Source organism: Streptomyces sp. CLV115 (assembly GCF_038448545.1).
In the GTDB taxonomy this organism is placed as follows: Bacteria; Actinomycetota; Actinomycetes; order Streptomycetales; family Streptomycetaceae; genus Streptomyces; species Streptomyces sanglieri.
Genome location: NZ_JBCEWQ010000221.1, coordinates 1 through 10599 on the forward strand (window position 1 = coordinate 1; position 10599 = coordinate 10599).

The following is a 10599-nucleotide window of genomic DNA, read 5'->3' on the forward strand; positions in this document are numbered from 1 at the left end:
GCTCCGGTCCGGGCGCAGGCCCCCGCCGGGACGCAGGCCCCGGCAGAGGCCGAGTCCGAGGTCACGATGCAGGTCCGGCTCCCCGTGGTGCCGGAGTTCGCGGACGCCCCCGGGACCGATGCGCCCGACCCGTACGCCATCGGCCCCGACCGCCATGAGCGCGCCGCGGACGAGGTCCCGGAGCCGCACCCCGCCGCGCCGGCCGCCACGCCGGCGGCCGACGCCCTGCCCGGCCCCCGGCAGCCCGAGCAGCCCGCCGAACGCATCACCGACAAGGGGCTGCCCAAGCGCACCCCCAAGGTCACCAAGCCCGCCGCTGCACCCACCGCCGAGCGCAGGGGCAGCCTGGACAAGGAGGCGCTGCGCCGCCGGCTCGGCGGCTTCCACCAGGGCGCGAAGGACGGCCGCCGGGACGTCGAGGCGGAGATCGCGGAGACCACGGCCACCCGGGCACTCCCGGGAGCCGCCGCACAGACCGAACACAGTGGGGCGGCCGGCCTCGATGGCGGCCGGACCGATCGGACCGACGAGACGGGGGACACAGTCGAGGAGGCACGCAGTTGACTGCGCCCAGCACATTCGGACTGAGTACCGAGGCCCGTAACCTTCACTGGTTGCTGAGCAATCTCGTGGAGGAGGTGCCAGGGGTCCACTCGGTCACCGTCGTCTCGTCGGACGGACTGATGCTGCTCTCCTCCGACCCCGGTCACCTGAACGCCCCGACCGGCGGCGGCCAGGGCGGCCCCCGAGGCTCCAGCGCCGACCTGGCCACCATCGTCTCCGGCATCGGCAGCCTCACCATCGGCGCCGCCAAGCTGATGGACGGCGGCGGCGTCAAGCAGACGATGGTCGCCATGGACGAAGGCAGTGTCTTCGTCATGTCGATCAGCGACGGCTCACTCCTCGGAGTGCATGCCACCCCGGACTGCGACATGAGCGTCATCGCCTACCACATGGCGCTCTTCGTCGGCCGGGCCGGACACGTACTCACCCCCGAACTCCGCAGTGAACTGCGCAAATCGATGGAGAGCACCCAGTGAAGCCCGCTGCTGAAACCGCCCGCAGGCTCCCCGTCCGCGGGGCCGAACGAAGGCCCGCACGGGTCCGCCCGTACTCCCTCACCGGCGGACGCACCCGCTTCGGCCACGTCCTGCTCGTCGAGACGTTCGTCGCCGCGCTCGAAGCGCCCGAGGAGCGCCGCGAGCTGACCAACGGCAACCTGGCCGGCCGCGTCATGCCGGAGCTCCAGGCCATCGTCGAAATCTGCCGCCGGATGCGTACCGTCGCGGAGATCTCGGCCCTGTTGAAGATGCCGCTCGGCGTGGTCCGGGTGCTGCTCAGCGACTTGGCCGACCAAGGAAAGATCCGCGTGTACGGGACCGGTCACGGCACCGGCCAGCCCGACCGCGCACTGCTCGAAAGGGTGCTCAATGGACTCCGCCGTCTCTGAGTCGCCGCTCTTCGCCCCGCGTCAGCCGGGCGCCAGGGATCAGGCCGAGGAATCGCTCCAGGCCTGGCAGCTCGACCACACCAGGGCCCCGATCGCCACGAAGATCGTGGTCGCGGGCGGCTTCGGCGTGGGCAAGACGACCTTCGTCGGGTCGGTCTCCGAGATCACCCCGCTGCAGACCGAAGCGATGATGACCGAGGCCAGCGAGGAGACCGACGATCTCTCCGCGACGCCCGACAAGGTCACCACGACGGTCGCCATGGACTTCGGCCGGCTCACGCTCGACGACGACCTGGTGCTGTACGTGTTCGGCACACCGGGCCAGCAGCGCTTCTGGTTCATGTGGGACGACCTGGTGCGCGGCGCGATCGGCGCCGTGGTGATGGCCGACACCCGCCGGCTCGCCGACTGCTTCCCCGCCCTCGACTACTTCGAGAGCTGCGGGCTGCCGTACATCGTGGCCGTCAACCACTTCGAGGGAACGCCCGGGTTCGAGGTCGAGGACGTCCGGGAGGCCCTGACCGTCCCGCCGAACGTGCCTGTTGTGATCATGGACGCGCGTAACAGGATCACCGTCGTCGAGTCGCTGCTGGCCCTGGTCGGCCTCGCCCTCGACGCCACCCCGGCATAGCTCGAACGCCATACGTAACGGAGAACCGCGATGCGGAAGATACTCATAGTCGGAGCCGGCCAGTCCGGGCTCCAGCTCGCTCTCGGACTGCAGTCCAGAGGGTACGAAGTCACCCTGATGTCCAACCGCACCGCCGACGAGATCCGCACCGGCCGGGTCATGTCCACGCAGTGCATGTTCCACACCGCGCTCCAGCACGAGCGTGACTACCAGCTCAACTTCTGGGAGTCCCAGGCCCCGCACATCGAGGGCCTCGGCGTCTCCGTCGCGGCCCCGGACTCCTCGCGCGCCGTCGACTGGGTCGGCAAGCTGAACGGTTTCGCCCAGTCCGTCGACCAGCGCGTGAAGATGGCCGGCTGGATGGAGACCTTCGCCCAGCGCGGCGGACAGCTCGTCATCCACGGCGCGGCCGTCTCCGACCTGGACTACTTCTCCCGCACCTACGACCTGGTGATGGTCTCCGCGGGCAAGGGCGAGCTGGTCTCCATGTTCGGCCGGGACGCCTCGCGTTCGCCGTTCGACGCCCCGCAGCGCGCCCTGGCCGTCGCATACGTCCACGGCATGGGCCCGCGCCCGGAGCACCCCGACTTCGACGCGGTCCGCTGCAACCTGGTCCCCGGTGTCGGCGAGCTCTTCGTGATGCCGACCCTGACCACGTCCGGCCGCGCCGACATCCTGTTCTGGGAGGGCGTCCCGGGCGGCCCGGTCGACGTGTTCCGGGGCATCAAGGACCCCTCCGAGCACCTGGCGAAGACGCTGGAGCTCATGGAGCGGTTCACGCCGTGGGAGTACGCCCGCGCGACCAAGGTCGAACTGACCGACGCCAATGGCACCCTGGCGGGCCGCTACGCCCCGACCGTCCGCAAGCCGATCGGCCGGCTGCCCGGCGGCGGCCTGGTGCTCGGCGTCGCGGACGTCGTCGTCGCCAACGACCCGATCACCGGCCAGGGCTCCAACTCGGCCTCCAAGTGCGCCAACGCGTACCTGGACTCGATCGTCGAGCACGGCGACCGGGAGTTCGACGCGGAGTGGATGCAGGCCACGTTCGACCGTTACTGGGACACCGCGCAGCACGTCGTGAAGTGGACCAACGCGATGCTCGGCGTACCGCCGGAGCACGTGCTGAACCTGATCGGCGCCGCCGGTCAGCTCCAGCCGGTCGCCGACCGCTTCGCCAACGGGTTCAACGACCCGGCGGACTTCGACAACTTCTTCTTCGACCCCGAGAAGACCAACGCGTACCTCGCCGAGGTGTCCGGGGCGGCACCGGCCGCCTGATCACCGCGGCAGGGCCGGGCTCCGTCGGGCGACCGACCGGACCCGGCCCTGCCGGTGTTCCCGGGAGCGCGGGTCACCGCCCGGGGGCCGACGACGAGCCGTATCCCGTGTCCGGGCCCGAGGACGCCCCCTGCGGGAGCCGCGGTGGCTTGTACGCGGACAGCGCCCCGCTCAGCGGGTCCGGCCGAACGGCGCCGAGCAGCGGATTCGACGCCACCGGCGAGACCTTCACCCGTGAGCCCGGCCGGGGCGCCTGCACCACCAGGCCGTTGCCGATGTACATCGCCACATGGGTGGCCTTCGGGAAGTAGACCACCAGGTCACCCGGGCGCAGCCCGTTCACCGGCACCTTCCGCAGCTGCCGCCACTGCTCCTGCGACGTCCGCGGAATGGCCCGGCCCGCCTTCGCCCAGGCCTGCGAGGTGAGCCCCGAACAGTCGAACGAGTCCGGGCCCTCCGCGCCCCACACGTACGGCTTGCCGACCTGCCCGATCGCGTACCGCACCGCCTCCCCGCCCGCCGCCGACGGCGCCCTCGTCGAGGACAGTGCCCCCGAGGCGGCCAGGGCGCCCTGCGCCTTCTCCACGTTCCGCTGTTCGAGCCGGGACAGCTCGGTGAGCTGTGGGGCGGAGAGCTTGGCCAGCATCGACTCGACGGCCTTCAGCCGCGCCCGGACCGTGTCCCGCTGCTTCTTCTGCTTCGCGGCCAGCACCTGCTGCCGGTCGAGCACCTTGCGGGACTCGGTGGCCAGCTCGTCGGCACGTTTCTCGGCGCCGGTGAGCCGCTTCACCGTCGCCGCCCGCCCGGCCGCCGCACGCCGGATCACATGTCCCTGGTCCAGCAGGTGTTCGGGATCCCGGGCCAGCAGCAGCCGCAGATACGCGGAGAAGTCGGACCGCCCCTGGTACTGCTCCCGGGCCAGCCGCCCGGCCTCGTCGCGGCTGCCGGTCAGCGCGGTCCGGGCGGCGACGAGCTCGGCATCCAGCTTCTTCGCCTGCGCCGTACGCTTCTTCAGCTCCGCGGCGGTCCCGTTGTACGTCTCGGTGGCCTCCTCGGCCTGCTGGTACAACTGCCGCAGCTCGGACAGGAGCCGAGCGACACTCCGGTTAGCCCCCGCGGGCCCGGCTGGCGCCTTCGCCGCGCCGCCCCCGGCGGGGTCCGGGGCCACCGGCGCGGCAGCCGCAGGCGAGGCCGCGACGACTGCGACCAGAGCCGCCGTACAGACCGTACGAAGGACACCGCCCGACACGACATCACCTCCGATGGCGGGGCGATCATGGGACTACCCCATATGTGAGCACAACGGATCAATACGGCCACTCATGGTCCAAAGATGCAAGAACCGAGTGGGGTGGCGGCGGGTGGGTTCGCCCGGACGGTCGTGGGTGTGCTCCGGGTGGGCCCGTCCGTGAGCCGGGTGCGGCCGCCGCTGGAGCGTTCGAGGTTCGCCGGCGAGCTGACCTACGACGCCAACGGTCATGTGACCCGCTCCGTGGAGCAGGCCGGTACCGCCAACGCCCGTGCCTCGGGCACGGCGACCTTCGACGGCCCCTTCGACCAGCCCGGCAGGGCGAGCGACCCGCTGGGCAACGAGACCGTCTTCGGCTACGACGCCCGGGGGAACCTGCAGACGGTCGCCGACCCGGAGGACCGCAGGACCACCCTCACCTACGCGCCGGACGGGCAGATCAAGTCCGTCACGGACAACGCCGACGCGGTGACGGAGTTCACCTACCGCAACGGTGACCTGGTCTCCGTCAAGGACGCCGAAGGCAGGGTGTCGCGCCAGTTCACCGATTCCGCAGGAAAGGTGTCCGCACTCAACGACACCGCCGGGTCGCTCACCACCGTCGTCTACGACAAGCTGAACCAGCCCCGCAAGGTCACCGACCCCCTCGGCCGGTCGACGGGCTTCGACTACGACGACAACGGCAACCTCACCACCCTCACCGACGCCCGCAACAACACGGTCAGTTGGAAGTACGACGACGCGGACCGCCCCGAGACGGCAACCGACGCCGTGGGTGCCCAGGCCAAGTTCGAGTACGACGCGGCCGGACTGCTCAAGAAGGCGACCAGCCGTTCCGGGAAGATTGCGACCGCCACCTACGACCTCCTGGGCCGGGCCAAGACCGCCCAGTACGGCGTCGACATCGCCGGCCAGGCCGAATCCAGTGTCGGTTACGACTACGACGGCCACGACCTGCTCAAGCAGATCACCGACAGCCAGGCCGGCAACCAGTCCTTCACCTACGACACCTACGACCGCCCCAAGACGGTGACCGGCCCCAACGGCACGGTCGGCTACGACTACGACGGGGCCGACCGCCGCAGGACGATGACCGCGGGCGGCCGGACGACCGGCTACGGCTTCGATACGGCCGGCATCCTCACCTCCATCACGTCGGGCACCCAGGAGATCGGGTTCGAGCTGGACGCGGTGGGCCGGGAGAAGACCGCCACGATGCCCGGCGGCATCACCCGCACCACCGGCTACGACAAGACGGGAATGTATCTCGACAACCAATAACCCCAGCATTGCATTCGATAAGTGCAGCAAAGGTCATGGGGTGGTTGCGATTGACCTGAGGCGCATTCCGCATAGTTACGTGGATATCTCTTCTGGTCCGTTCCCGTCGAGCAGGAGGCATGGCGCCTACGCCAGGAAGGACTCAGAAGTTTTGGTCTGGCAAAATATCCCGGCGGAAGCGATCGTCGGACACTGGCCTTTAGGGTGAACATGGATGACCTGCTGAAACTTCTAGACGAAGCATGGGATGACGAGTCTGGATTTCTCGGAAAGCTTCGGTCTGGGGAATTTGATCTCGATGCTGGTGAAGCGTACGTAGCGCTACTTTCTCGGATTCCTCCGATCGGTGAGACTGTGGATGCGAGGCTCGTACAACTCATCTGGTTCGCCCCCATGTTCATCGAGTGGCAACTGGAGCGAGCCGCCAAGAGCGAGGGTGAGCTTAAGCAGCTAACTCGCATTGCGACTCAGGTGCACGAAGCGGTATCCAACATTCTCGGGATTCCATAAGTCGCTTCACTGCTTCGAGTCTGTAAGTAAGTGCCAGGCAGTGAAGGGGAAGTGCTGCGGAAGATGTCAAAACAGAGAGCCCTGCCGGACGCAGTCCGGCAGGGCTCTCTGGACGTTTGACGGCAACGCTGACGGCAACGTCAGCGGACGGCTGCTGCGTCGGATGGGTCGTCAGGTTCGTCGTTGGCCAGGCTGAGGGTGGTGCCCAGGGTGTCGATGGCGTTGCGCTGGAGGCGGAGTCTGACGTGGGCGTAGATGCCGGCGGTGACGCCGATGTGGGCGTGGCCGAGGAGTTCTTTGATCACGGCGAGGTCGACGCCTTGTTCCAGGAGCAGGGTGGCGGTTGAGTGGCGGAGGTCGTGGAAGCGGATGCGGCGGAGTCCGGCCCGGTTGAGGAAGCTGCGGAAGCGGTGGGTGAGGTTGGCAGGGTCGAGAGGCCGTCCTGTGGGCGTGGTGAAGACGAGGCCGATGTCGTTCCGGACTGACCCTGCCGTCTCTCGCTCCGTTGCCTGCTGCTTGTGCTCCTTGAGGAAGCGGAGGCATTCGGTGGGGAGGGCGATACGGCGTTCGGACGCCCGGGTCGTGGTGGGCAGGTGGGTGAGGCCGCCGGTGCGGGTGCGCTGGAGCGAGCGCCGGATGCCGGCCGTTCCGGCGGTGAGGTCGAGGTCTTCCCAGTGGAGGGCGAGGAGTTCGCCTTTACGGAGGCCGGTGCGGAGGGCGAGTTCGTACAGCGCGTGGAGCCGGTCGGCGCGGGCTTCGGTCGCGATGCGGATGTCCTTGGCGGTGAGTCGCGCGATCTTCTTGGTGCCGAGGCCGGGGATGAGGTGAAGGTGGACGCAGGCGGCATAGCGGGTGTGGGTGTTCTCGCGGATCCCCGGTTGTCGGTGCTGGGCAGATCACAATCGGAAGTGGCGGCAGAGTCACATCGTTCGATAACTGCACGGGTCACTACACGCCACCCTGCGCCCAGTGTGCCGCTTCGTTCATCGACCAAGGGGTGGATGCCTTTGGACAAGCTGGCCTCAGGATTCCGCTCGCAGTTATTCGAGATTTTGGCGGGAGGGCGCCGTAAATGAGGGTAGATTCAGATCTTCGCGAAATGCGGGACGTCCCTGAAGGGCAGCTTGCCGACTGGGTGTCCCGCCGCTTCCCTGACGGTGCTTCGCCGCAGTGGTGGCTGTCGGTCTTCGAGTCCTTGGAGGTCAGCGCCTCTCCCTTCCGAGAGATGATCCCGGAGCGACGCACAGAGGACCTCACCCTTGCTGCAGAGGCCGTCCTGCTGGCTGTCAGGCTTGGGGGCGTCAGGGCTGCGATCGGCGCCTACTGGATGCTCAGAATCGCCGCGCTTGCCCTGCGATTCGATCCTCCGGTTGCCGGCCTTCCGCAAATCCTTACACCGGACGGTTCTGCAGGGTGGGCGCTGCAGCAGATTCCTCTCACGCGTGAACGCGCGATCGCAGAATCGGAGACTCGGAGGGTCGAGCACCTTAACGCAGGCGAGGGATTCTATGCGCCTGTTGGTGGTGAAGTGACTCTGGCGGGTGATGTGGCATTTTCGGGGCTGCAAGATGTTGAGCTGATCCTGTCGGCTCTCCCGTGGGTCTCTTCGCACATCAAAGACAAAGAGATTGAAGGTGAGATTCGTTCCTGGCTGAAAATCCAGGGTGACCTGTAAGGGTAGAGCGAATCTCGAATAAGCGCCTATTCCACTCGGCTGGGGAAAGGCTTCCGAGCATACGGGGAACCGCCGCTGGCCAAACGCCAGCGGCGGTTTCTCTGTTTGCCGGCAACGGTGACGGCAACGTCAGCGGACGGCCGGTGCGCAAGGCGGTAGGTCGGTACCGAAGTTTGTACCGGTGGGGCAGTCGAGCGTGCGACCGAGGAGATCGGTGGCGTTGCGCTGGAGGCGGAGTCTGACGTGGGCGTAGACGCCGGCGGTGACGCCGATGTGGGCGTGGCCGAGGAGTTCTTTGATCACGGCGAGGTCGACGTCCTGTGGGTCGGGCGCAACGTCCTCGCGGACTGAGGGCGATGCCGTCCTCTGCTGGGGATCTGCTCGACCCTGCTCAGCCGCACGGGGACGTGCTCGTGCAGGTGACCGGGGGCGGCAGAAGGGCTGTGCAGGAGGCTGCCGAGCGAGTGGTGAGGCAGGCCGCCGGGTGGCGGGTGCGGTGGCAGGTCGACGGGTTCCGGGATGTGAATCGGGTCGAGGACGGCAAGGGGCTTTCCCGTAATCCGTTTCATTTCACCGAAGGGTTCGGGAATCCGGGCACCGAGCGCGAGGTGGCCGATCGGGCCGTGGTGCGCAGTGGGCAGGGCGAGCCGGACTGGGCCGTGGGCGGCAGCTATCAAGTGGTGCGGATCGTGCGGTTCGCGACCGAGTTGTGGGACAAGGACTCCGTGCGCGAGCAGGAGCGCATCATCGGGCGGCGGCGGGACGGCCGATGGCTCGACGGAACTCCGGCCGACGAGCAGCCCGGCTTCGCGGCGGACCCCAACGGCAGGGTCACACCGCTGGATTCGCATGTGCGGCTCGCCGCCCCCGATCGGCGCAACCCGCCGCCCCTGGTGCGCCGCAGCTACAACTACGACCGGGGCGACGGCGACAGCGGGCTGATCTTCTCCTGCTTCCAGCGGGACCTGGCCAACGGGTTCGAGGCTGTGCAGAAGCGCCTGGAGGGGGAGGCCATGGCCAAGTACGTCCTCACCACCGGCGGCGGGTACTTCTTCGTGCCGCCGCCCGGGGGCGCCTGGATCGACGCGCTCTTCGGTCAGGCGACCGGGAACGCGTAGAAGATCCGGCCGCGTTGTACGACGGCGGTCCGGCCGGTCGTCAGGACACGGTACGGAGCGGTGACCGTGGGGCCCTTCGGGTCCTGGGTGCCGATGTCCTGGAACTTCCACAGTCGCCGGCCGTCCTCGGCGGCGAACGCGGTGACCTGGGAGCCGTCCGCGGCCAGCAGGGTGTCGCCGGTCGTGCTGAGCGTGACGGCGGGGGCGGCGGTGCCGATCGCCGCCTCTGTCGAGCGGCGCCAGCGCAGACGGCCGGTCTCCAGCTCGACCGCGCCCACCTCCTGGTTGCGGTTGGTGGTGTGGAGTACGGCTCCGGTGGCGACGGGGGTGCCGTACGGAGTGCCGCCGGTGCCGTTCAGCGTCCACTTCGGCTTGCCGGCCGGGGTCTCGAACGCCTGGAGGCCGTCGCCCACCGCCGCGTACAGCAGGCCCCGGTCGTCGCCCGTGGCCGCCGCGTCCGGGGCGACCGTGCCGAACTGCTTGGTCCACAGGGCCTTGCCGGTCCTGCGGTCGAAGCTCCGGAAGACCGCCTTGCCCTTGGCCGCCCGGACGTCGCCGGGGGCGAGGGTGGCCGGGCTCTGACGTACCACCAGGTTGTCCTCGCCGAGCGCGATCAGCCGGTGGACGGGGGTGCCGTCGCGTCCGGCGGGCACCGGGGCCCGCCACAGCTGCTTGCGCCGCACGATGTCGTACGCGAAGAGATAGGCCCTGACGACCTGCTTGTCCTTGCCGCGCTTCTTGCCCTTCTTCGGCGGCGGGGCCTTGACGGTGACCTTCTCGGAGCCGGTGAACCAGACCACCGGACCGGACGAGCCGACGATCTCCGGCGCGGAGAGCTTCGGTGTTCCGTCGGAGAGGTCCCCGTGCTCCACCCGATGCGCGGTCTTTCCGTCCTTCGGTGACAGCCAGAGGAACCCGGAGGGGGTGGCGACGAAGCAGAGGTTCTTGCCGGCGGGGAGGGCGGTGCTCCCCTCGGCGGCGTCCGCGTTGTCCCAGGCCCGGCGTCCGGTGCGCAGGTCCACGGCGGTCGCGCCGCTCTTGCCGGTCAGCACCAGCAGCCGGTCGTTCCAGACGGCCGCGGTGGGCGGGGCCTCTTCCGCCGCCGGGAGCGTGTACACCCAATGGGGCTGCGGCGGCAGTCCGGCGACGGTGGGACCGCTGTGGCCCGGCGCGAACTTGGGATCGTCCGTACTCCCGTCGTCACCGCCGCCCAGTGCCAGCACACCGCCGCCACCGACGACCAGGCCGGCGGCCCCGGCGGCGAGTCCGATGAGCAGTGTGCGCCGGTTGGCGTCGGGGGAGGAGGGCCGCACGGAAGTGACGGGACGCCCCGCGGGTACCGGCAGCGGGGCCGGCGGACCCATCGGCGGGGGCACGGCGGGCACCCCGCCGGGCAGGGCCGGGGCG

The 10599-nt window shown here is 69.1% G+C and carries 10 protein-coding genes and 3 pseudogenes; 9 read left to right on the plus strand and 4 right to left on the minus strand.

What is annotated here, in order from left to right; translation table 11 throughout:
• The 5 genes and pseudogenes from AADR41_RS38935 to AADR41_RS38955 form a co-directional block, all read left to right on the plus strand.
• Positions 1 to 564, plus strand: a pseudogene (locus AADR41_RS38935) (histidine kinase); the annotation flags it as partial.
• Positions 561 to 1040, plus strand: coding sequence for a roadblock/LC7 domain-containing protein (locus tag AADR41_RS38940; RefSeq protein ID WP_342286944.1), 480 nt, complete (start codon positions 561 to 563; stop codon positions 1038 to 1040). The pseudogene AADR41_RS38935 and the gene AADR41_RS38940, both read left to right, overlap by 4 nt.
• Positions 1037 to 1450 (plus strand): DUF742 domain-containing protein, encoded by a 414-nt coding sequence (locus tag AADR41_RS38945; protein WP_342286946.1) that lies wholly within the window; start codon positions 1037 to 1039, stop codon positions 1448 to 1450. The genes AADR41_RS38940 and AADR41_RS38945 overlap by 4 nt, the downstream gene beginning before the upstream one ends.
• A complete protein-coding gene (locus AADR41_RS38950) occupies positions 1431 to 2081 on the plus strand; it encodes a GTP-binding protein (RefSeq protein WP_342286948.1) in 651 nt (216 codons plus the stop codon). Before AADR41_RS38945 ends, AADR41_RS38950 begins: the two co-directional genes overlap by 20 nt.
• 30 nt (positions 2082 to 2111) lie before the next feature.
• Positions 2112 to 3359 carry a styrene monooxygenase/indole monooxygenase family protein gene (locus AADR41_RS38955; protein WP_342286949.1) on the plus strand — a complete coding sequence of 416 codons (1248 nt, stop codon included), beginning with the start codon at positions 2112 to 2114 and terminating at the stop codon, positions 3357 to 3359.
• Positions 3360 to 3432: 73 nt separating this feature from the next.
• On the opposite strand, the gene AADR41_RS38960 is transcribed toward AADR41_RS38955, so the two are convergent.
• Positions 3433 to 4608 (minus strand): C40 family peptidase, encoded by a 1176-nt coding sequence (locus AADR41_RS38960; protein WP_342286951.1) that lies wholly within the window; start codon positions 4606 to 4608, stop codon positions 3433 to 3435.
• A gap of 84 nt (positions 4609 to 4692) precedes the next feature.
• Here AADR41_RS38960 and AADR41_RS38965 point away from each other — a divergent pair, with 84 nt between their 5' ends.
• Together AADR41_RS38965 and AADR41_RS38970 are read left to right on the plus strand one after the other, a co-directional pair.
• On the plus strand, positions 4693 to 5889 hold the full coding sequence (locus tag AADR41_RS38965) for a hypothetical protein (protein ID WP_342286953.1): 1197 nt from the start codon (positions 4693 to 4695) through the stop codon (positions 5887 to 5889).
• 210 nt (positions 5890 to 6099) lie between these two features.
• Complete coding sequence (locus tag AADR41_RS38970; protein ID WP_342286954.1) at positions 6100 to 6399, plus strand: hypothetical protein; 300 nt, start codon at positions 6100 to 6102, stop codon at positions 6397 to 6399.
• Positions 6400 to 6539: 140 nt separating this feature from the next.
• On the opposite strand, the pseudogene AADR41_RS38975 reads toward AADR41_RS38970, so the two are convergent.
• Positions 6540 to 7271 (minus strand): annotated as a pseudogene (locus AADR41_RS38975) (site-specific integrase); the annotation flags it as partial.
• A 227-nt stretch (positions 7272 to 7498) separates the two neighbouring features.
• On the opposite strand from AADR41_RS38975, the gene AADR41_RS38980 reads away from it, so the two are divergent.
• Positions 7499 to 8074: a hypothetical protein gene (locus AADR41_RS38980; protein ID WP_342286955.1), complete on the plus strand. Its 576-nt coding sequence runs from the start codon at positions 7499 to 7501 to the stop codon at positions 8072 to 8074.
• Between the two features lie 129 nt (positions 8075 to 8203).
• Here the strand turns inward: AADR41_RS38980 and AADR41_RS43060 are convergent.
• A pseudogene (locus AADR41_RS43060) lies at positions 8204 to 8395 on the minus strand (site-specific integrase); the annotation flags it as partial.
• A gap of 35 nt (positions 8396 to 8430) precedes the next feature.
• Between AADR41_RS43060 and AADR41_RS38985 the strand changes: the two are divergent.
• Positions 8431 to 9192, plus strand: coding sequence for a Dyp-type peroxidase (locus AADR41_RS38985; protein WP_342286957.1), 762 nt, complete (start codon positions 8431 to 8433; stop codon positions 9190 to 9192).
• On the opposite strand, the gene AADR41_RS38990 is transcribed toward AADR41_RS38985, so the two are convergent.
• A partial coding sequence (locus AADR41_RS38990; protein WP_342286959.1) for an outer membrane protein assembly factor BamB family protein occupies positions 9171 to 10599 on the minus strand: 1429 nt, incomplete at its 5' end. The genes AADR41_RS38985 and AADR41_RS38990 overlap by 22 nt on opposite strands.

What these genes read in the sequence shown, in the direction of transcription:
- AADR41_RS38970 (WP_342286954.1), top strand. Translation starts at nt 6,100, where the DNA reads ATGGATGACCTGCTGAAACTTCTAGACGAAGCATGGGATGACGAGTCT.
- AADR41_RS38965 (WP_342286953.1), top strand. Translation starts at nt 4,693, where the DNA reads ATGCAAGAACCGAGTGGGGTGGCGGCGGGTGGGTTCGCCCGGACGGTC.
- AADR41_RS38950 (WP_342286948.1), top strand. Translation starts at nt 1,431, where the DNA reads ATGGACTCCGCCGTCTCTGAGTCGCCGCTCTTCGCCCCGCGTCAGCCG.
- AADR41_RS38980 (WP_342286955.1), top strand. Translation starts at nt 7,499, where the DNA reads ATGCGGGACGTCCCTGAAGGGCAGCTTGCCGACTGGGTGTCCCGCCGC.
- AADR41_RS38955 (WP_342286949.1), top strand. Translation starts at nt 2,112, where the DNA reads ATGCGGAAGATACTCATAGTCGGAGCCGGCCAGTCCGGGCTCCAGCTC.
- AADR41_RS38985 (WP_342286957.1), top strand. Translation starts at nt 8,431, where the DNA reads ATGCCGTCCTCTGCTGGGGATCTGCTCGACCCTGCTCAGCCGCACGGG.